This window comes from Niveispirillum sp. FG148, assembly GCF_057809655.1.
The window spans coordinates 181,401-201,419 of sequence record NZ_JBMDKJ010000003.1 but is presented as its reverse complement, the minus strand read 5'-3'; the positions used below and the strand labels follow the sequence as shown (position 1 = coordinate 201,419).

The following is a 20,019-nucleotide window of genomic DNA, read 5'->3' as shown; positions in this document are numbered from 1 at the left end:
CATGCGGCGGGTAAAACTCGACCGAATTGATCGGCGCATCCTGCGTGACCTGCAGGCGGACGGCCGGATGACCAATGTCGAACTGGCGCGTCGCGCTGGCATTTCGGCGCCTCCCTGCCTGCGGCGTGTCCGCGCGCTGGAGGAAGCGGGCTACATCCGCGGCTACCACGCCGACATCAATCCCGAATCCATGGGTTTCCATGTCACGGTTTTCGCACAGGTCGGCTTGTCGTCCCAGGCGGAAAGCGATCTGAAGCGTTTCGAATCGCTCGTCAACTCCTGGCCGGAAGTGCGGGAGTGCAACATGCTGGCCGGCGAGACGGACTTCCTGCTGAAGGTCGTCGCCGTCGACTGGGACAGCTATCAGCGCTTCCTGACCACCAAGCTGACGGCGGCCCCCAATGTCAGCCATGTGAAGTCGGCGCTGGCCATCCGTCAGTCCAAATATGCGCCCGGCGTGCCCATCGATGTCGATGTCGGCCCCGAAAGCAAGGATGACGAGGAAGATTTCGACGACGAGGGTTGAATCCTGTCAGCCCCGGTGACGGACCACCGGGGCTGACAGGCATGATCGGCGTTTGAACGCGGGGCCCGGCAGATCGCTGTCGGGCCCCGTTTTGCTTAGGATCAGATTTCCAGAAAAGCGGTGCGCAGGCCCGCCGATTCCGCTTCCAACCGGATCGGGCCGCTGCCCCTGGCTTGCAGGATGGCCGCGCACAGACCGTTGAAGGCTTGGCGCCGGTCGGCATGATCGGGTTCCAGGCTGCGCGGATCGCCATTGCCCACGCCCAGCAGGCGCGCATTGCCGGCCAGCCGGAAGCGGACCAGATTGTCGGCCGTCGGTACCTCCCGCCCGGCCTGATCCAGGATCGCCGCCCGCACCACGGCCACCTGTCCCGCCGCCAGCCGCCGCCGGTCGCTGGAAAGCGCGATGGCGGCCGGCTTTCCCGCCGTCTCGCGCCGCTGGATCAGGATCTGCCGGCCTGCGGCATCAAAGCCGCGTGCCTCGATCCAGCCGGGTACGTAGGGCACATTCCATTGCAGGTGGCGGTTCCGCTGCACCGGTTGCCGGCCCAGGCTGCTGCCATTCACCAGCAGTTCCACCGTATGGCAATTGGCATGGACCCAGACTTCAACGGCCTGCCCCTCCCGGCCACCCCAGGTCCAGTGCGGGAACAGGTGCAACATCGGCTCATCCCGCCACCAGGCGCGGTAGTACCAGTAATTGTCTTTCGGGAAGCCGCAGCTATCCATCACCCCGAAATAGGATGTGTGCTGCGGCCAGCGTTCGAACGGGGTCGGCTCTCCGCGATAATCGAAGCCCGTCCAGACAAAGCCGCCGGCCAGGAACGGGCGTTCGTCATAGAAGCTCCACCAGCGTTCGGCCGTGCTGGCCCAGCGCGGGAATTCGCGGTCATAGGCGGGCAGGATGCCGGCCTGGTCATCGCGGGCATAGGCCCCGCGCGTCATCACGGTGCTGGCCGTCTCCGTCCCGATCATGGGCACGCTGGGATGGGCGGCGTGGAAGGCGTCGATCTCGTCCAGGTAATAGTTACAGCCCATCACATCCAGCACCCGGCTGGCCCCCTGGCCCAGCTTGCCGTTGAAGGCCTCTGTTACCGGGCGGGTGCCGTCCAGGGCATGGACGCGCCGCTTCATGGTTTCGGCAATGCGGGCACCGGTTTCGGTGCCGCGGTGGATCTCCTCATTACCGATGCTCCACAGGAAGATGCTGGCATGGTTGCGGCCACGGCGGACCATGCGTTCCAGCTGGCCCATGCCTTCGGGGTTGCTGGACATCTGCCGGGTTTCTTCCAGCACCAGCATGCCCAGCCGGTCGCAGGCCTCCAGCACGGCCGGCGGGGCCGGGTGGTGGGTGGAACGATAGGCGTTGGAGCCCATGGCCTTCAGCTGTTCGATGCGCCAGACATGCAGGCTGTCGGGCACGGCAAAGCCCACCCCGGCATGGTCCTGATGGTTGCAGGTTCCCTTCACCTTCACGGGCTTGCCGTTCAGGAACAGGCCGCGATCGGCATCAAAGCGGAAGGTGCGGATGCCGAACGGCGTCTCTACCCGGTCGATGACCCGTTCCCCGTCCAGCACCTCGCTGACCAGCCGGTAGAGCGAGGGTTGTTCCAGGGACCAGAGCGACGGGCGGTCCAGCCGCACAGTCTGGGTCAGGTCGTGCCCACCCCAGTCCGGCAGGGTGACGGGATCGGACCGCAGCTCTGCCACCGCCTTGCCCTGCGGGTCCAGCAGGGTGGAGCGCAGGCGGACGGGCAGGGCAGGGCCGTCATTGTCGATTTCGGTACTGATGGCGATGGTCGCGGCATCGCCTGCCGCCTCTCCCTCCACGGTGCAGCGGACGGCGGTGCCCCAGTGGCGGATATGGGCGGGCGCGCAGTTGACCAGCCGCACCTGCCGATACAGCCCCGCCCCCTCGTAGGACCAGGCCTCGCCCAGGCTGACATCACAGCGCACCAGCAGGATGTTGCGCTCCCCCGGCCGGGCGAAATCGGTGATGTCCAGGCGGAAGGGGACGTAGCCGCTCTCGCTGCTGCCCACGACGAAGCCGTTCAGGACCACCAGGCAATCCCGGCCCACCCCGTCGAAATCCAGGAACAGGCGCCGCCCGGCATCGGTGGCGGCAATGGGCAGGTCGCGCCGGTACCAGCCGACGGAGGTGGCGGGAAAGCGGCGGCCCAGCGGTTTGAAGCCCTGATAGGCGCCGATCTTGTCCGCCTCGCTGCCGGGCCCGCCAAAGGGGGTGAAGGGCAGGTCGACGGCCCAGTCATGGGGCAGGTCCACCGCCTGCCAGGCTCTGTCATCGTACCCGGCTTCCTGGATCGGGGTGCCTATATCGCCCGACTTGGCATAGGTATCGTGGGAGGCGCCGAAGCCGAAATCCTGCGCCGGGTCGGCGGCATGCCCCAGATGGAAGCGCCAGCCATTGTCCAGGGGCGTCACCATCCGGGGCAATGGCGCCGCCGTCGCCTGTGCCGCCACGGGCGGCACCGCTCCAAGGGCGGCCAGGGCACCACCCACCTGCAAGAACCCCCGGCGCGACAGATTTTCCATGCGACTCCCCCATTAAAGAATAAAGTATACGTTTAGGGGATGTGGTCGCGTCAAGTCCTGCGGTCGTGTGGGCCTTGTCCTATGCCAGCAGCATCCGGCCCAGCCCGGCAGCGGCCCCGGCCAGCACCAGCCAATGCACCGGCAGGTTCCAGCGTAGCAGGGCCAGCAGCCCGCCGGCGGCCAGCGCCCAGGCGAACAGATCCGGCCGGCCCGGCCACAGCACCTGCACCCCCAGCCAGACGGCCAGATTCAGGATGACGCCGACCACGGCGGCGCTGACGGCGGCCAGGGCGCCCGCTGCCGGCCGGTGATGGATCAGCCATTCCACATAGGGCGCGCCGGCGAAGATGAAGAAGAAGCAGGGCAGGAAGGTGACATAGGTGGTCAGCAGCCCGCCCAGGATGCCGGCGGCCAGCGGCGGCAGTGCGCCCGGATGGTTCCAGCCGGCGAAGAAGCCGACATATTGGGTGACCAGGATCAGCGGCCCTGGCGTGCTTTCCGCCAGCGCCAGCCCGTTCAGCATGTCGGCCGGGGTCAGCCAGTGATAGGTCTCCACCGCCCGTTCGGCGATGAAGGGCAGCACGGCATAGGCCCCGCCAAAGGTGACGAAGGCCGCCGTCGTGAACAGGTTGGCGATGTCGGTCCAGGGCTTGGCCCCCATCAGCATCAGCAGCAGCCCTACCGGCACGGTCAGCAGCAGCACGAACAAAAGGGCCAGCCGCAGCAGGCGGCCGACGCTGCGGTCGGCCGGACCTTCATCGGCGATGTAATCATCATCCGTGACCCCATGTCCGGTGCGCGCAAACAGGGTCAGGCCGGCCTTGGCCGTGGCATAGCCGATCAAGGCCGCGGCGGCGATGATGGCGGGGAAGGGCAGGTGACCAAGGAACAGCCCCAGAAAGGCGACGATGGCCAGCACCAGTGCCGCGGGGCCCTTCAAGGTGCGCCGACCCAGCCGCCAGACCGACGCGGCGATGATGGCGATGACCACGGGCTTCACCCCGTCGAACAGGGCGGCGACCCAGGCCAGGTCTCCATGTTCGGCCGCCAGCCAGGAGAGCACCAGCAGCACCATCGCGCCGGGCAGCACGAAAAGCCCGCCCGCCGCCAACCCGCCGGCCACCCCATGCAGGCGCCAGCCGATATAGGTGGCCAGCTGCTGCGCCTCCGGCCCCGGCAGCAGCATGGCGAAATTCAGCCCGTGCAGGAAACGGGTGCCATCGATCCAGCGCCGCTTGTCGACCAGTTCCTGCTGCATCAGCGCGATCTGGCCCGCCGGCCCGCCAAAGCTGACACAGCCCAGCCAGAACCAGAAACGCAGGGCTTGCCTGAAGCCGGGCATGACAACTCCGCTTGCCGAAAAGGTCCCGGATGCTGAGGGGCCGGGCGTCGGGATGCAAGTTTGTCATTATGACAAGTCGGTGAATGCCCGCCCGCCCGGTTTCAGGCAGGAATATCAGACCAACCTGCCCAGGATGATCCCCCATGTACATGCCCGCCCATTTCACGCTGGAACAGGAACAGGCCTTGGCCCTGGTCGAACGCCGGCCTTTCGCGACGCTGGTCAGCCTGGGCGGCGGCGGATTGCTGTCCACGCCCCTGCCGCTGCTGCTGGACCGGGCCGATGGGGGATTGCGGCTGATCGGGCATGTCGCACGGGCCAATCCGCACTGGAAGCGGTTTGACCCGGCCGTGTCGTCGCTGGCGATCTTTCAGGATGGCGATGCCTATGTCAGCCCCTCCTGGTATCCGGGCAAGGCGGAACACCATAAGGTCGTCCCCACCTGGAACTACAATACCGTGCATATCCATGGCCGTCTGACAGCGGTGGAGGCGGCGGAGCCCCTGCTGGACATCGTCACCCGCCTGACCGACCGGTTCGAAGCGGGGCGGGTGGCACCCTGGAAAGTGTCCGATGCCCCGCCTGACTATATCGCGGCCATGTTGCGCGGCATTGTCGGGCTGGTGCTGACGGTGGAACGGGTGGAAGGCAAGGCCAAGCTGAGCCAGAACAAGGACGAGGCCGACCGGGCCGCCATCCGCGCCGGGCTGGCGGGGGTGCTGGATATTCCCTGACGGTGGAGAATGCAGCAATTTGAACCAGACAGGCGCCAAAACAAAAAGGCCGGCAGGTTGCCCCGCCGGCCTTTTTTTAAATCGCGCCTGGACCCGCTTACGTATCCAGGAAGCTGCGCAGCTTGCGGCTCCGCGAGGGGTGCTTCAGCTTGCGGAGCGCCTTGGCCTCGATCTGGCGGATACGTTCGCGCGTCACGCTGAACTGCTGACCCACCTCTTCCAGGGTGTGGTCGGTGTTCATGCCGATGCCGAAGCGCATACGCAGCACGCGTTCTTCGCGCGCCGTCAGCGTGGCCAGTATACGCGTCGTCGTCTCGCGCAGGTTCGCCTGGATGGCGGCATCGAGGGGGAGCACCGCGCTCTTGTCCTCGATGAAATCGCCCAGATGCGAATCTTCCTCGTCGCCGATCGGCGTTTCCAGCGAGATCGGCTCCTTGGCGATCTTCAGGACCTTGCGGACCTTTTCCAGCGGCATCATCAACCGCTCGGCCAGTTCCTCCGGCGTCGGCTCGCGCCCGATCTCGTGCAGCATCTGACGGCTGGTGCGAACCAGCTTGTTGATCGTTTCGATCATGTGCACGGGAATGCGGATGGTGCGGGCCTGGTCGGCGATCGAACGCGTGATCGCCTGCCGAATCCACCAGGTGGCGTAGGTGGAGAACTTGTAGCCGCGCCGATACTCGAACTTATCCACGGCCTTCATCAGGCCGATATTGCCTTCCTGGATCAGATCCAGGAACTGCAGGCCGCGGTTCGTGTACTTCTTGGCGATGGAGATCACGAGGCGCAGGTTGGCCTCCACCATCTCCTTCTTGGCGCGGCTGGCCTCCTTCTCGCCCTTCTGAACCGTGGAGACGATGCGACGGAATTCGCCGATGGGCAGACGGGCCTGGCTGGACACTTCCGCGATGCTCTCGCGGACGCGGCCCACCTCGTAGGAGGAACGCTCGGCGAACTTGGCCCAGGCCTTGGACAGGGACTTGCAGCGGTCCAGCCAGTTCGGGTCCAGTTCCGAACCGTAGTAATGCTGCAGGAAATCCTCACGCTTCACGCGGCAATCCGTGGCCAGACGCAGCAGACGGCCTTCGAAGCCCAGCAGCTTACGGTTCAGGGCGTAAAGCTGTTCGACCAACTGCTCGATGCGGCCATTGTTCAGGCGTACGGAATTGACCAGTTCGGTCAGTTCCGCCTTCACCTTCTCGTACTTCTTGTCCGCACCCTTGACCAGTTCCTCGCCCCGCTGCAGCGAGGCCAGGCGAAGCTCCTGGATCTTATGCAGGCGATCGTAGGCTTCCTCGATCTTGCCGAAGGTTTCCAGCACCTTGGGCTTCAGCTCGGCTTCCATGGCGGAAAGGGAGACATTGCCTTCCTCCTCGCCTTCGCCCTCGCTGGCAGGACCGCCTTCACCCTCGGCCCGTTCGCCTTCCTCCTCCTCGCGCTCGGCGGCGGGGCCGTCGAGTGCTTCAGGCGGCAGCTCACCGGTTTCCGGGTCGCCATAGGAGGCATCCAGGTCGATGATGTCGCGCAGCAGCATCTTGCCGTCCTGCAGCGACTGGTGCCATTCGATGATGGCCTGGATGGTCAGCGGCGATTCGCAGATCGCGCCGATCATCATCTCGCGGCCGGCCTCGATGCGCTTGGCGATGGCGATTTCGCCCTCGCGGCTCAGCAGCTCGACCGACCCCATCTCACGCAGATACATGCGCACCGGGTCGTCGGTGCGGCCGATATCGTCATCGTCCAGGTTGCCGGACTGACGGCCTTCGCCCTCGCCGGCCTCACCCGCGCCGTCTTCCTGTTCCTCACCCTCGACGACATTGATGCCCATTTCGGACAGCAAGGCCATCGTATCCTCGATCTGCTCGGAGGACGAGCTGTCGGGGGGAAGGGCGGCATTCAACTCATCATAGGTGACGTATCCGCGCTCTTTACCCCGCGCGATCATCTTCTTGACGGCAATTGCCATGCCGTCCATCAGAGGGCCATTGGCTTCCTCTTCCCGCTGCTCCGACACTTCCGCTGTCTGCGCCGCTTTCGTCGCCATTCGTTCGCTGCCCCCGCACTCTCAAGGCTGCCACCGGTAAACGCAAATGGACGACTCGGGCAAGGGCCCGGTCATCCGACGAAACTTCTCTTGGCTATAACGTTCGTGACTGGATCGAAACTGTGTCCGCCAAGACACAGTTTTCGCAGACAAATGCGTAGCCATACGTCCGAAAGCCCGGCCGTCCGCTCATCATCCGTCCAACTCCGTCAGATTGTCGGTGTGACCCCGTAGAATCAGCAGCTCCCTCTGCAGCGCGCGTAATCGTGCCAGATCATCCTCACTGAATGTCTCGGCAAACCGTCTTTCGGCATCGCGCAGCTCACGTTGGAGCAACCCATCCTCGGAACTTAACCAGACCTCCTGCCAGCCACTCTTTGCAGATTCCATGGACGCTCCTGGTTGCGCGAATTTCGGCGCGTCCGCACTCAGCAGACTATCCAGCGTCTCTTGGAAACCACGGGTAGACAGGTGGCGTCTCAAACCCTCCGCGTCAAGTGCTGATTCGGTCGTCAGGCATGCGACCAGCGCTTGTCGAAGGGCTTCCATCTCGCCATCACTGAATTCGGCGCCGGCCAGCGTCTCCCCGATATCCTGAAAAAGCTCGGGATGATGGATGACGGTCAGCAGCAGGTAACGCTCGCGCCGCCGCGGTTCGGTGCGCAGTGTGGCGGAGCGGAAGCGGCTGTCCCACAGGCGGCTGACGGGTACGTCGCCCGGCATCTGCCGGCGCGGACGCCCCCCGCCGCCGCCTGTGCCGCCGAAGCCGCCACCGCCCGCGCGGATGGCGGCGCGCAGCTTTTCGCGCAGGACGGAGCGGTAGCTGTACTGCACCGACTTGTCGGTGACCTTCTCCATCATCTGGTTGATGCCGGTCTCGATGCGCAGCCTTCCATCGGCCGTCTTCGCATCCTCTCCCTGGCGCACCAGTTCCCAGATGAAATCCTCCAGCGACAGGGCCCGGTCCAGCACCCCCTGAAAGGCGTCACGCCCGCCCGACCGGATCAGGCTGTCGGGGTCTTCCTTGTCCGGCATGAACGCGATGCGGACGGTGGCTTCCGGCGTCAGGATGGGCAGCACGCGCTCCACCGCACGCATGGCCGCCCGGCGGCCGGCATTGTCACCGTCAAAGCACAGGATGGGGTTGCGCTGTCCTTCCGGTGCCAGCTTCCACAGCACCTGGATCTGCGTCTCCGTCATGGCCGTGCCCAGCGGCGCCACCGCCCCTTCGAACCCGGCCAGAACGCAGGAGATGACGTCCATATAGCCTTCGGTGACGATCAGCTTCTGTCCGTCGGATGCCGCCTGTCGCGCCCGCGACATGCCGTAGAGCAGGTTCCCCTTGTGGAACAGCGGGTTCTCGGCGGAGTTGATATATTTTGGCCCGTCCCCTTCCAGCACGCGGCCACCAAAGGCCACCACCTGCCCCCGGCGGTCGGTGACGGGGAACATGACGCGGTTCCAGAAGAAATTGCGGATGGCGCGCCCGGCCTCCGGCCGCTTGAACAGCCCGACCTCCACCATGTCGGACTCGCTGTAGCCAGCTTCGGACAGGATGGCGCGTAAGGGCGCCCCATCCTGCGGGGCATAGCCCAGGCGGAAGCGGGCAATGGCTTCGTCATTCAGGCCGCGCCGGCGCAGATAATCCAGCGCCGCCCGCCCGCCGGGCGTGTACAGCTCGTGCTCGTAATAACGGGTCGCCTGCTCGACCAGATCATAGAGCGACTTCTGCCGCTCATATTGCTGGCGCTCCTGCGGGGTCGCCTGCGGCACCTGCATCCCGGCCTCGGCCGCCAGATGCTCCACGGCCTCCATGAAGGACAGGTTGTCGTGGCGCATGACGAACCCGATCTGGTCGCCATGGGCCCCACAGCCGAAACAATGAAAGAAGTTCTTCTGGTCGTTGACGTAGAAGCTGGGGGTCTTTTCGTTGTGGAAGGGGCAGGGGGCCTTGAACTCCCGGCCGGCGCGCTGCAGGCGCATGCGCTTCATCACCACTTCCGACACGGAAAGGCGGGATCGCAACTCTTCCAGGAACTGCGGCGGCAAGGCCATCAGGGATGCATCTTCAAAAATGTCGGGCCGGGATCAGCCGGGCAGCATAGACCAGCCCCGCCCCGGATTGCCATGCATGCCCACACTTATCCCCAGGTTGCCCATCTATCCACAGGCTGTGGATGGTTCGGGAATGGTTCGAATTTCATGGGTACGGAGATTGCTTGCCTTGCGACACAAAACGTCTCGCCAGAAAGGGCATGCGCCATGAACATCTCCTCCCTGTCGCCATCCTCGATCCTGTCCCGATTAACGATGAAGGCGCCGGCCGCCTCCGGCACGCCGGCACCCGCCGCCAAGACCGATACCAAACCCGCCGATCCCGCGGCCCAGCAGAAGGAGGAAATGGCGGGGCTGAAGAAGGAGCGGGACGCCTATGATGCGCAGCGGCAGGCCGAAATCCGCAAGCGGCAGTTCGAGTTTGAACAGACCCATGGTCGCAAATACGGGCAGGATGGTGACCCGCCGCTGGCCTTCCAGATGGCCCTGCCGGCGAACGAACGCGGCTATCTGCCCTTCGTCGATGCCGGCCAGCAGAAAAAGATCGATGCCATCACCGACAAATATCTCTACCGGGAAAATCTTGCCCCCATGTGGGAAGAATTGACCTCAATGGGGCTCAGTCCGGACCAGTTGGCCAAGTCGGCCAAATATTTCGTCGCCCCGGATGGCCGCATCGCCACGCGGGAGGAAGCGACGAAGGGTGTGGATATCAAGGTGTGAAGATGTCGCCCTAACCGAACAAAACGATCCCGTAATCGCCGATGATGCGGAAGCCCAGGGAAAGATAGGCGCGGCGGGCAGGCTCGTTCTCCTTGCCGGTAAACAGCACGGCCGTGCGGGCACCGTCCGCGCGCGCGGCCAGCAAGGCGCCGGCCACGGCGGCGCGCGCGTAGCCACGGCCCCGCCAGGCGGGCGGGGTCCAGACGCCGCCGATCTGCACCGTGTCGGGGATGCGGGCGTTGTGGGTGGCCATGGACAGGGGCGTGCCATCCGCATCGGTCAGCACGAAGATGTCGCCATGGCTGTGCCAGGCGGCGATATCGTCGGCGGCGCGGTTGGCCAGGGCCGCGTCATCCCGCTCCCCAAGTGCCTCCACGGCATAGGCGCGGCGCCAGTTGGTCAGCATATCCAGATCGGCCGGCAGCGACCGTCGCCAGCCTACCGTGCCGTCGGTCAGGGCCGATGGCACGCTCAAACCCGCTAGGTCCAGGTCGAAAAGATCCTCGGCCGTGTCCTTGGTCGAGACCAGATCTGGAAAGGCGGCCTGCACAGTGCGGACTGCCGGCAGCGGGCCGATGGCACCGCGTACCGGGCGATCGCCCTTGCCTGCAAGCCAGAGTGCGATCTCGGCGGCCATATCCGGCGGCGCCTGGATCAGCAGATTGCCGTTCCAGGCATGGGCGACGACACCCTGTATGGCCCCGTCCCCATCCAGGCAGGCGCCATAGCGCCCCCCGAATCGCTTGCCGTCATCGGCCAGCCCGGCCCGCCGCAGGTTGGAGCGCAGGAACAGGGACGTGGCCGGGTGAAGGGCCAGGAACGCATCCAGCGCCGCCTCATCCCCCGGCGCCAGCAGCGTGAACCGGTCCATGGGAAGGATCAGTTCGCCAGCTTCTCGCGCACGATGGCGCTGGCCTTGGTGAAATCCATCTGGCCGGCGAAGCGGCCGCGCAGTTCGGCCATCACCTTGCCCATGTCCTTGACGCCCGTGGCGCCCAACTCCGTGATCAGGGCGGCGATGGCCTCCCGCGTTTCCGCCTCGTCGAACTGCTTGGGCAGGAAGGCCTCGATGACCTCGATCTCCTCCCGCTCCTGCTGGGCCAGCTCGGCGCGGCCGCCCTGTTCGTACATGGTGATGCTTTCGCGGCGCTGCTTCACCATGGTCTGCAGCATGGACAGGATGGCGGCATCATCGATGCCGTCCTGGTTGCCGGTGCCGCGGGCCGCGATGTCGCGGTCCTTCAACGCCGCCATGATCAGCCGGACGGTGGCGACGGCGCGGCTGTTCTTGGCGCGCATCGCGTCCTTCAGGGCTTCGGTGAGCGTCTGGCGCAGCATGGGATACCTCTATGGGTGGTCTGTAAATCAGCCGGGAACATTAGCCAAGATGACGCCCCTGTGCCAGTGATTAGGAACGGGTCGCAATTTCCGGCCCTCCGGGGGACGGTGCCCACCGTTCGCGCGTGGCAGGGCCGCGCCCACGTTGGTTGACCCCGGGCGCCCGAATGGCTAATTCAGCAGCAGAACCGTACCGGCCCTGGCCGGCGCGCGGCATCGGCGCGGACATGTTCCGCGACGCGACTGCGGGCAGGCCGCCCCGCCCTTGGGCGGGAAGGCACGGCCATTCCAATGGCGCTCCGGCGCCGATCCGCAGACCACAAAGGTGCCCGCAATGTCCGACACCCCGCCGATGGGTTCCCCCAGCCGCGCGCCCGCTCCGAAGGGAGCCACGGGCGTTCTCGTCCTTGCCGATGGTTCGGTGTTCTGGGGACGAGGGGTCGGTGCCGTCGGCCACTCGGTGGGCGAGGTCTGCTTCAACACCTCCATGACCGGCTATCAGGAAATCCTGACCGACCCGTCCTATGCCGGCCAGATCATCACCTTCACCTTCCCGCATATCGGCAACACCGGCACCAACCCGGAAGATATCGAAACCGTGACGCCCGTGGCGCGCGGCATGATCATCAAGGCCGATATCACGGAACCCGCCAACTGGCGTGCGACCCAGCATCTGGATGCCTGGCTGAAGAGCCATAATCTGGTCGGCCTGTCGGGCATCGACACCCGCCGCCTGACCCGCATCATCCGCGACAGCGGCGCGCCCAACGGCGTCGTCGCCCATGCGCCGGACGGGGTGTTCGACATCGACGCCCTGATCAAGATCGCCCAGGAATGGCCCGGCCTGGAAGGCATGGATCTGGCCAAGGAAGTCACGACCCGCCAGAGCTACAGCTGGGACGAGACGATCTGGTCGCTGAAGGAAGGCTATGGCAAGCAGACCGAGCCGAAATACCATGTCGTTGCCATGGATTTCGGCGCCAAGCGCAATATCCTGCGCTGCCTGGCCTCTTCGGGCTGCAAGGTGACGGTGGTTCCGGCCACCACGACGGCCGAAGAGATCCTGGCCCTCAACCCCGACGGCATCTTCCTGTCCAACGGTCCTGGTGATCCGGCGGCCACCGGCAGCTACGCCGTGCCGACCATCGCGCGGCTGGTGGACAGCGGCAAGGCCGTGTTCGGTATCTGCCTGGGTCACCAGATGCTGGCGCTGGCGCTGGGCGGACGCACCGTGAAGATGGACAAGGGCCATCGCGGCGCCAACCATCCGGTCAAGGACCTGGCGTCGGGCGTGGTGGAGATCACCAGCCAGAATCACGGCTTCGTCGTGCTGCGCGAAAGCCTGCCGGAGGATGTGGAAGTGACCCACGTCTCCCTGTTCGACGGCAGCAACGAGGGCATCCGCCTTGCCGGCCGTCCCGTCTTCTCCGTGCAGTATCACCCGGAGGCCAGCCCCGGCCCCGAGGACAGCCATTACCTGTTCGACCGGTTCATCGACGCCATCGAAGGGCGGTATTGAGGTGACGACTGATATCGGCCTGGCCCGCCTGGGCGCATGGGACCGGCCGTCGCGCATGCCGGAGGGGCTGGCAGGTCTGGTCGCGGGGTGGCCCGTGATCAACCGCTCGCCCGCCGGCGAGGCTTTCCTGGACGAAACGGGTCTTATCCGGGTCAGTGACGTCTGGAATCTTCCCGGTGGGGAGTTCACGACCGACCGGCCCGTCGACATCCATGGCGGCTGGGCCGTGGCCCGACGGGTCGATCAGGTGTGGAAGCTGATTGAAATTGCACCCGCCCAGTCCCGCGATGCCGGCCGCGCCCTGCTGCGCGACCGGGCCGAACGGCTGCTGAATGGTCGCCGCTGGACCGGTGGCGATCTGGAAGCGCTGGACAATCTGCTGCAATCGGCCCCGGTGGGTCGTGATGGCTGGCTGTCGGCCGATGCGGGCCGTGAGCGGGCGCTGAAATCGCTGCTGGCGACGCGTCTGGTCCGGCTGGCGGAAGGTCCTGCCCCGGCCCTGCCGGCCGCTGTGGCGGAGAAGCTGGCGGAGGCACCCGTCCTGTGGATGGACGAGGACGCGCGCGAGGTGGCCGAACAGGTCATGGCGCACAGTCGCCGCCGCATGGAAGTGTCGGCCAAGCGTACGGCCCGTGATGATCGTCAGCGGGGCGCCGACCTGAAGGACAGCATCGCCGAGGCTGTGAAGGCCGTCTTCCCCGGCATGCCGGAGGATGTGTCCCTGTCGGTCGCTGCCCGGCTGACACCGGCGGCGATCAAGCTGGGCCGCCGTCCCGGTACGCAGGCGATCGTCGATTGCACCGCGGAAATCCGGCTGGACCGTTGGCGTCAGGTCATCATCGGTGACCCCCGCGTCGCGGCCCGGCTGGCGGCCATGCAGGCCAAGGGCGACAATAACCGGGCCCGCAAACGCTACCGCGATCAGCGCGCCCTGGAACAGGTGGCCGAGGAAGTCGCCCGCTGGCGCGGCGGCCTGGAGCCTGTCACCTCACGCTGGCTGGGCGACGCCGTCTGACGTCGCCCCATGATGCCGTCATTCGTAGACGGCATAGTATTTCTTGGCCGGCTGCACCACTTCCCACACGCCGGTGAAGCCCGCCGGCATGATGAAGGCGTCGCCCGGATGGAAGGTGCGGACCGATCCATCATCGCCGCGCACGGTGACGATGCCCTCCAGCAACTGGCAGAACTCGTTCTCGGTGAAGGTCACCCGCCAGGACCCGATCTGTCCGGTCCAGATTCCGCATTGGAATCGGCCATCGGCGCTGCTGAACCGGTTGCTGACCGTCTGGTCGGGATCGCCGGACAGGATCTTGTATTCCTCCGGCCGATAGCTTTCCGCAGCCGGACCGGCATCGCCCAGGACGACAATGGCGGGGACGTTCTTGGCTAAGGCGTCGGTCATCCAATCCTCTTTCGTCTATGGCCGTTCATCGGCGGTCTGCCGCCGGTCCCGGAAGAAATCCCGCAGCAGGGACGCTGCCCGCTTCTCCCCAAACCCACCAAAGGCTTCCGGCGCATGGTGGCAGGTCGGCTGCTGGAAGAAACGGGGCCCATGGTCGATGGCCCCGCCCTTTGGATCATACGCCCCGAAATAGACGCGGCGAAGCCGGGCGAAGCTGATTGCCGCCGCGCACATGGCGCAGGGCTCCAGCGTTACATAGAGATCCAGTCCCGGCAGGCGCGGGCTGCCCCGGGCCGCGCCTGCGGCGCGGATGGCCAGTACCTCCGCATGGGCGGTGGGGTCGGACAGTTCCTCCGTCCTGTTGCCGGCGGCGGCCAGGATGGCGCCCGTGACCGGATCGACAATGACGGCGCCCACCGGCACCTCGCCACGGGCGGCGGCCTTCTCCGCTTCGATGAAGGCGGCATCCATGGGGGATGGGGAAATGATCGGGTCGGACATGATGTGCGCAAGGCTGCATGGTACGGTCGCGCCCGTCAAGGCGGGGGTCTGCTTGCGACAACATGGCCTTTGCGCGTAAAGTCCGACCCCATGTCCCAGAACAGCTATGACCCCTTGCATCAGGTGGCCGTCGAAGACGCCGCCGACGATGCCGAACTTGATGGCGCCACCGACCTGCCCGGCGGGGAGCGCATTGCCAAGCGGCTTGCCCGCGCCGGGGTCTGCTCCCGGCGTGATGCCGAACGCTGGATCACCGAGGGGCGGGTGCGTGTCAATGGCCATGTCCTGGACACGGCGGCCTTCCTGGTCCGCGATGGTGACCGTATCCAGGTCGACGGCCAGACCGTCGGGGAACCGGAACCGACGCGCCTGTGGCGCTATCATAAGCCCGACGGGCTGGTGACGACGGCGCGGGACGAGAAGGGGCGGGCCACCGTCTTCGATCATCTGCCCGCCACCATGCCGCGTGTCATCTCCGTCGGCCGGTTGGACCTGGCGTCGGAAGGGCTGCTGCTGCTGACCAATGACGGGGCGCTGGCGCGCCATCTGGAATTGCCGGCCACGGGCTGGCTGCGCCGCTACCGCATCCGCGTCCATGGTGTGCCGACGCCGGAGACAATGAGGAAGCTGGCCGATGGCGTGGTTGTCGATGGTGTGGCCTATGGCCCCATTGAGACCATCATCGACCGCACGGTCGGCTATAATTCCTGGCTGACCGTGGGTCTGCGCGAAGGCAAGAATCGCGAGGTCCGTCGTGTCTTCGAATGGCTGGGCCTGCCGGTCAGCCGTCTGATCCGCGTCGCCTATGGCCCGTTCCAGCTGGGCAAGCTGGAACGTGGCGCTGTGGAGGAAGTGCCGCGCCGCGTGCTGCGCGACCAGCTTCCGGGCTTCTTCCCGGAGGAGGAGGCACCGGCGGAAGCACAGGATAAGACTGCTGCGGGCACCACCGCCCCGCGCATGCGGTACGATCGCCTGCCCAAAGCCATGGCGGCATCCGCGCCGTCGGCCGCGACCAAGGGTGCCAAGGCCCGCCCGTCGGCCGCCAAGGCGCGCGACAGTGTGGAACGGCTGGTCGGGGGCCGGCCGAAGCCCGCGCAGTCCAAGCGGCCCGCCGCCCCGCGGGAGGAGATGCCGGCCCCCGCCGCAGCCAAGCGGGGCCCGGCCGCGCAGTTGAGCGAGAGCGCGCGCCGCGCAGTCGCCAAGGTGGATCGCGCGCTGGCGGGTGGCGACATTCCCGATGATGCGGCCCCCACCCGCCGCGCGGCCAAAGGCAAGCCGGCACCGGCAAAGCCCGCTGCCGCCAAGCCTGTGGCCGCCAAGGGTGCGCCGGCCAGGCCGGCCGCCAGCAAGCCCACCAGCCCGAAGGGGGCGCCGCGTGCGGATCGTCGCCGGTAAGCATCGCGGACGGCGGCTGGATGCCCCCGGCGGCCGCGATGTCCGCCCGACCAGTGACCGTACCCGTCAGTCCCTGTTCAACATCCTGTCGCATGGCGACTGGACGGGGGATGGGCGCGACGTGCTGGACGGGGCCGATGTCCTGGACGCGTTCTGTGGCACCGGCGCCCTGGCGCTGGAAGCGCTGTCGCGTGGTGCTGCGCGTGCGGCCTTTCTGGACAAATCCCGCGCCTCGCTTGATCTGGCCCGCCGCAACGCGGATGCCTTGGGAGAGACGGCAAATTGCCGGTTCGTGCTGGGTGACGCGGCGCGGCCACCCGCACCCCCCTTCGCCGCGACCTTGGCCTTTCTGGACCCGCCCTATGCCCAGGACCTGGCCCCCCCGGCCCTTTCCGGCCTGGCCGCCGCGGGCTGGCTGGCGCCAGGGGCGCTGGTGTGTGTGGAAGTCGGGGCGGGCGATGTGTTCATCGCACCACCGCGGTTCGAGGTGCTGGACGAGCGCGACTACAGCCAGGCCCGCATCCACTTTCTGCTTTGCGCCGGCTGATCCCGCCCCTGGCGACCGCCCTGGTCACCGGGACCTGGCATGATGCTTATGCGGCGACAGCCGGGCGGCTGATCTCCACCCTGTTGCGGCCATTATTCTTGGCCTGGTACAGCGCCTCGTCCGCCAGATCCAGCAGGTGACCCACGGACAGGCAGTTGTGTCGGCCGGCGGTGCAGGCCACGCCGACGGATACGGTCACATGCGCGTGGGGACTGCCGACATGCCGGATGCCCAGGGCTCCGACCATGGTGCGAACCCGCTCGGCCACGGCATAGGCCCCCTCCTGGTCGGTATCCGTCAGCAGAACGGCGAATTCCTCACCGCCGATGCGCGCAGCCAGATCGCCGCCCCGCGTCACCGCGCGTGCAATGGCCTGTGCCACCGATCGCAGGGTGGCATCACCCGCACCGTGGCCATAGGTATCGTTGAACGACTTGAACAGATCGATATCGATCATCAGCACGGCGGTATCGTGCGGCATGCGCGTTGATCGCGCCTCTTCCCGATGCAGCATTTCATCAAACACGCGCCGGTTGGCGATGCCGGTCAGCGGATCGGTGGTGGCGATGCGTTCCAACTGCACATTGGCTTCAGCCAGCGCCGCCTGCATCCGCGCGCGGCGTGACCCTTCGCGATGGACGATCAAGATCATGGCGATAATGCCGAAGGTCAGAACCGTCGCCGTGATACCGATGATAAACGCCTTGGTCTGCCAGTAATGGAAGATCACCCGATGGGGCTGGGACAGGTGGATGCGCAGAGGCCAATGGCTGATCGCCGTGGAGGTTACCAGGTGGTCACCGCGGATAGTATCCCGTTCATCATAGCTGGAAGACGGCGTTTTCGCCGCGGCCTGCAGGTAGGTATTCTGCCGCTGGTCGCGCCCGATCACTTCCGGATCGAAAGGCTTGCGGGCCAGGATGACACCATTGTCCAGGTACAGGGTCAGCTCTGATCCGGGTTCCAGAAATATGTTATCGAAAAGTTCATCGAAATAGGACAGCAGCATCGATGCCACGACGACACCGCGGAAGCTGCCGTCCGGATTGTCCAGCCGCATGGACAATACCACCACCGGGTCGCCCGTCGTGGCGGAGGAATAAGGACCGCTGATCAACATCTGCCGGTCGTTATTCAGCCGATGGAATTGGAAGTAGGGGCGCCAACCCCGGCTCTGCCCCCGGATTTCATTCCGGCTGGATTCGGAAACGATCGTGCCCTCGGCATCGGTGATGAACAATACGCCCGTCTCCTTCGGCACGGCCGTATGGGCGAACAGGATCATGTCGCGAAGGTCCGTCGGTACGCTGCGCAACCCCTCTGACATCTCCGTGTCGCGCAGGGATGTCAGCACGTAACTGTACAGATTGACGTTGCGCTCAATCTCGCGGGCGATGGCGTTCGTCAGATTGGTGGCGGCCGCTTCTGCCTGGATGCGCGCACTTTGCCGATCCTGGTACAGTTCAATGAAGATGATGACGGCCAGGGCCAAAGCCATGATCATGCCCAGAAACGCAACCGACCAGCCGGGACCGCCGCGTCGCAGCAGCGAGCGGGTACGGGAGGCGCCGGCCTGCGGCGTATCGAACAGATCGTCCATGCAGCCAGCATAAGGTCCGCTGCCGGATAGGGAAGGGGCAGGGCGTACTGCGCTCGGATAGGTTCGGGGGCAAAATCAGAACAGGCTGGCCTGCGATCCGGCTGCCGGCCGGCGTGTCGGCTTTGGTTGCTTCGGGGCCGGGGTGGGCGGTGTTGCCGTGCCCGGTCCGCCGATGGTCGCTGCCCGGCTGTCATCCTGAAAGGCGATTGTCACCTGCTGCCCGTCGGTCAACCCGGCCGCCTTCGTTACCGGCTGACCGTCGGCATCGGTGACCAGGGCGAAGCCGCGCGACAGCACCCCGCGATAGGAGACACTGTCCAGCAGCCGTCCCAACTGCGACAGCCGGTCGGCCTGCGCCGTCAGACCCGCCCTGTGGGCGCGGTCCAGGCGGACGGGAAGCTCGGCCAGCCGGGTTGCCCCATCGGCCAGGGACCGGCGCAGCGCCCGGTCCGACAGCCGGTCGGCGATACGGTGATAACGGCCTTCCGACAGGCGGATGGAGGTTTCAAGCCCGCTGCGCAGGGCCCGTGACACCCCGTCCAGCCGCATGGCGGCCAGACGCAGCACCTCGCGCGGGTGGCGCAGCTTCAGGCCCAGTTGCCGCACGGCTGTGGACCGGCGGTCGAAACCCGCGCGCATCGATAGGATCAGGCGCTCGCCGCGGTCATCCAGCCGCTGCGTCAGCCCTTCCAGCAGGCTTTGCGGATCGCCCAGGCCACGGGCCAGCCCCTGCACAACAGTGCGGCGCTGATCCAGGGCGCGGGTCATGGCCCGGTGCAGCCGGCGTTCATCATCCAGCACCTGGCCCAGCAGTTCAGCCCGCACCGGCACGGCCATTTCCGCCGCCGCCGTGGGGGTGGGGGCCCGGCGGTCGGAGGCGAAATCGATCAGGGTCGTGTCCGTCTCGTGCCCCACGGCGGAGATCAGGGGGATGCGGCTGTCGGCGGCCGCCCGCACCACGATCTCCTCGTTGAAGGCCATCAGGTCTTCCAGGCTGCCGCCGCCACGCGCCACGATGATCAGATCCGGGCGGGGAACGCGCCCGCCGGGGGGCAGGCTGTTGAAGCCCTGGATGGCGCGGGCCACCTGTTGGGCGGCCCCGTCGCCCTGCACCGCCACGGGCCAGAGCAGGACATGGCGCGGGAAGCGGTCGGCCAGCCGGTGCAGGATGTCGCGGATCACCGCCCCCGTGGGGCTGGTGACAACGCCGATGACGCGTGGCAGGAAGGGCAGCGGCTTCTTGCGTTCCGGTGCGAACAGCCCTTCGGCGGCCAGCCGGCGTTTGCGTTCCTCCAGCATCTTCAGCAGGGCGCCCTCGCCGGCCAGCTCCATGCTGTCGATGACAAGCTGGTACTGGGAACGGCCGGGATATGTCGTCAGCTTGCCTGTGCAGACGACCTCCATCCCCTCCTCCGGCCGCACCGACAGGCGAGCCACGGTGCCCTTCCAGCACACGGCCTCAATCACGGCCGCATCATCCTTCAGGCGCAGATAGAGATGGCCGGACGAATGGCGCTTCGGCTGGCTGATCTCACCCCGCACACGGACATAGCCGAACGCATCCTCCACCGTGCGCTTCACGGCACGGGCAAGGTCGCTGACACTCTGTTCGGGCAGGTTGGTGCCGGGACGGGCGGGGACGGGATCGGGGAGAAGGTCGGTCATGGTGGCGGCATGATAGACGGGCGCCGTCCCGTGCGGCAATGCGCAAGCGATACAGGCTGGGACATCCCGGCCC

General features: G+C 66.4%; 17 protein-coding genes. 7 read left to right on the top strand and 10 right to left on the bottom strand.

Annotation, left to right across the window (positions count from 1 at the left end; genetic code table 11):
• Position 1: 1 nt before the first annotated feature.
• The gene (locus ACODTW_RS04505; RefSeq protein WP_488944724.1) at positions 2-526 is read left to right on the top strand and encodes an Lrp/AsnC family transcriptional regulator; all 525 of its coding nucleotides are present in this window, start codon (positions 2-4) and stop codon (positions 524-526) included.
• Between the two features lie 101 nt (positions 527-627).
• Here ACODTW_RS04505 and galA read toward each other — a convergent pair whose 3' ends face one another.
• Positions 628-3,078, bottom strand: coding sequence for a beta-galactosidase GalA (gene galA, locus ACODTW_RS04500; protein ID WP_488944723.1), 2,451 nt, complete (start codon positions 3,076-3,078; stop codon positions 628-630).
• A gap of 79 nt (positions 3,079-3,157) precedes the next feature.
• Positions 3,158-4,420 (bottom strand): chromate efflux transporter, encoded by a 1,263-nt coding sequence (gene chrA, locus ACODTW_RS04495; protein ID WP_488944721.1) that lies wholly within the window; start codon positions 4,418-4,420, stop codon positions 3,158-3,160.
• Between the two features lie 143 nt (positions 4,421-4,563).
• Between chrA and ACODTW_RS04490 the strand changes: the two genes are divergently transcribed.
• Positions 4,564-5,154 carry an FMN-binding negative transcriptional regulator gene (locus ACODTW_RS04490; protein WP_488944720.1) on the top strand — a complete coding sequence of 197 codons (591 nt, stop codon included), beginning with the start codon at positions 4,564-4,566 and terminating at the stop codon, positions 5,152-5,154.
• A 97-nt stretch (positions 5,155-5,251) separates the two neighbouring features.
• On the opposite strand, the gene rpoD is transcribed toward ACODTW_RS04490, so the two are convergent.
• Together rpoD and dnaG are read right to left on the bottom strand one after the other, a co-directional pair.
• The gene (rpoD, locus tag ACODTW_RS04485) at positions 5,252-7,198 is read right to left on the bottom strand and encodes an RNA polymerase sigma factor RpoD (protein ID WP_488944719.1); all 1,947 of its coding nucleotides are present in this window, start codon (positions 7,196-7,198) and stop codon (positions 5,252-5,254) included.
• 192 nt (positions 7,199-7,390) lie between these two features.
• Positions 7,391-9,253 (bottom strand): DNA primase, encoded by a 1,863-nt coding sequence (gene dnaG, locus ACODTW_RS04480; protein WP_488944718.1) that lies wholly within the window; start codon positions 9,251-9,253, stop codon positions 7,391-7,393.
• A 207-nt stretch (positions 9,254-9,460) separates the two neighbouring features.
• Between dnaG and ACODTW_RS04475 the strand changes: the two genes are divergently transcribed.
• Positions 9,461-9,976 (top strand): hypothetical protein, encoded by a 516-nt coding sequence (locus ACODTW_RS04475; RefSeq protein WP_488944717.1) that lies wholly within the window; start codon positions 9,461-9,463, stop codon positions 9,974-9,976.
• 10 nt (positions 9,977-9,986) lie between these two features.
• Here ACODTW_RS04475 and ACODTW_RS04470 read toward each other — a convergent pair whose 3' ends face one another.
• Together ACODTW_RS04470 and ACODTW_RS04465 are read right to left on the bottom strand one after the other, a co-directional pair.
• Positions 9,987-10,847, bottom strand: coding sequence for a GNAT family N-acetyltransferase (locus ACODTW_RS04470; RefSeq protein ID WP_488944716.1), 861 nt, complete (start codon positions 10,845-10,847; stop codon positions 9,987-9,989).
• Between the two features lie 8 nt (positions 10,848-10,855).
• On the bottom strand, positions 10,856-11,314 hold the full coding sequence (locus tag ACODTW_RS04465; RefSeq protein ID WP_488944714.1) for a GatB/YqeY domain-containing protein: 459 nt from the start codon (positions 11,312-11,314) through the stop codon (positions 10,856-10,858).
• A 334-nt stretch (positions 11,315-11,648) separates the two neighbouring features.
• Between ACODTW_RS04465 and carA the strand changes: the two genes are divergently transcribed.
• A complete protein-coding gene (gene carA, locus ACODTW_RS04460) occupies positions 11,649-12,833 on the top strand; it encodes a glutamine-hydrolyzing carbamoyl-phosphate synthase small subunit (protein ID WP_488944713.1) in 1,185 nt (394 codons plus the stop codon).
• Between the two features lies 1 nt (position 12,834).
• Positions 12,835-13,848, top strand: a complete 1,014-nt coding sequence (locus ACODTW_RS04455; protein ID WP_488944712.1) for a hypothetical protein — start codon at positions 12,835-12,837, stop codon at positions 13,846-13,848.
• 18 nt (positions 13,849-13,866) lie between these two features.
• On the opposite strand, the gene ACODTW_RS04450 is transcribed toward ACODTW_RS04455, so the two are convergent.
• Positions 13,867-14,238, bottom strand: coding sequence for a cupin domain-containing protein (locus tag ACODTW_RS04450; RefSeq protein WP_488944711.1), 372 nt, complete (start codon positions 14,236-14,238; stop codon positions 13,867-13,869).
• Between the two features lie 15 nt (positions 14,239-14,253).
• Positions 14,254-14,709, bottom strand: coding sequence for a nucleoside deaminase (locus ACODTW_RS04445; protein WP_488944889.1), 456 nt, complete (start codon positions 14,707-14,709; stop codon positions 14,254-14,256).
• A 120-nt stretch (positions 14,710-14,829) separates the two neighbouring features.
• Here ACODTW_RS04445 and ACODTW_RS04440 point away from each other — a divergent pair, with 120 nt between their 5' ends.
• A complete protein-coding gene (locus ACODTW_RS04440; RefSeq protein WP_488944710.1) occupies positions 14,830-16,134 on the top strand; it encodes a pseudouridine synthase in 1,305 nt (434 codons plus the stop codon).
• On the top strand, positions 16,115-16,681 hold the full coding sequence (locus tag ACODTW_RS04435; RefSeq protein WP_488944709.1) for an RsmD family RNA methyltransferase: 567 nt from the start codon (positions 16,115-16,117) through the stop codon (positions 16,679-16,681). The genes ACODTW_RS04440 and ACODTW_RS04435 overlap by 20 nt, the downstream gene beginning before the upstream one ends.
• Before the next feature lie 46 nt (positions 16,682-16,727).
• On the opposite strand, the gene ACODTW_RS04430 is transcribed toward ACODTW_RS04435, so the two are convergent.
• Complete coding sequence (locus tag ACODTW_RS04430; protein ID WP_488944708.1) at positions 16,728-18,281, bottom strand: sensor domain-containing diguanylate cyclase; 1,554 nt, start codon at positions 18,279-18,281, stop codon at positions 16,728-16,730.
• A 75-nt stretch (positions 18,282-18,356) separates the two neighbouring features.
• A complete protein-coding gene (xseA, locus tag ACODTW_RS04425; RefSeq protein WP_488944707.1) occupies positions 18,357-19,946 on the bottom strand; it encodes an exodeoxyribonuclease VII large subunit in 1,590 nt (529 codons plus the stop codon).
• Between the last annotated feature and the right edge of the window lie 73 nt (positions 19,947-20,019).

Coding starts and splice junctions, on each gene's coding strand:
- ACODTW_RS04505 (WP_488944724.1), top strand. CDS start 2: ATGCGGCGGGTAAAACTCGACCGAATTGATCGGCGCATCCTGCGTGAC.
- galA (WP_488944723.1), bottom strand. CDS start 3,078: ATGGAAAATCTGTCGCGCCGGGGGTTCTTGCAGGTGGGTGGTGCCCTG.
- chrA (WP_488944721.1), bottom strand. CDS start 4,420: ATGCCCGGCTTCAGGCAAGCCCTGCGTTTCTGGTTCTGGCTGGGCTGT.
- ACODTW_RS04490 (WP_488944720.1), top strand. CDS start 4,564: ATGTACATGCCCGCCCATTTCACGCTGGAACAGGAACAGGCCTTGGCC.
- rpoD (WP_488944719.1), bottom strand. CDS start 7,198: ATGGCGACGAAAGCGGCGCAGACAGCGGAAGTGTCGGAGCAGCGGGAA.
- dnaG (WP_488944718.1), bottom strand. CDS start 9,253: ATGGCCTTGCCGCCGCAGTTCCTGGAAGAGTTGCGATCCCGCCTTTCC.
- ACODTW_RS04475 (WP_488944717.1), top strand. CDS start 9,461: ATGAACATCTCCTCCCTGTCGCCATCCTCGATCCTGTCCCGATTAACG.
- ACODTW_RS04470 (WP_488944716.1), bottom strand. CDS start 10,847: ATGGACCGGTTCACGCTGCTGGCGCCGGGGGATGAGGCGGCGCTGGAT.
- ACODTW_RS04465 (WP_488944714.1), bottom strand. CDS start 11,314: ATGCTGCGCCAGACGCTCACCGAAGCCCTGAAGGACGCGATGCGCGCC.
- carA (WP_488944713.1), top strand. CDS start 11,649: ATGTCCGACACCCCGCCGATGGGTTCCCCCAGCCGCGCGCCCGCTCCG.
- ACODTW_RS04450 (WP_488944711.1), bottom strand. CDS start 14,238: ATGACCGACGCCTTAGCCAAGAACGTCCCCGCCATTGTCGTCCTGGGC.
- ACODTW_RS04445 (WP_488944889.1), bottom strand. CDS start 14,709: ATGGATGCCGCCTTCATCGAAGCGGAGAAGGCCGCCGCCCGTGGCGAG.
- ACODTW_RS04440 (WP_488944710.1), top strand. CDS start 14,830: ATGTCCCAGAACAGCTATGACCCCTTGCATCAGGTGGCCGTCGAAGAC.
- ACODTW_RS04430 (WP_488944708.1), bottom strand. CDS start 18,281: ATGGACGATCTGTTCGATACGCCGCAGGCCGGCGCCTCCCGTACCCGC.
- xseA (WP_488944707.1), bottom strand. CDS start 19,946: ATGACCGACCTTCTCCCCGATCCCGTCCCCGCCCGTCCCGGCACCAAC.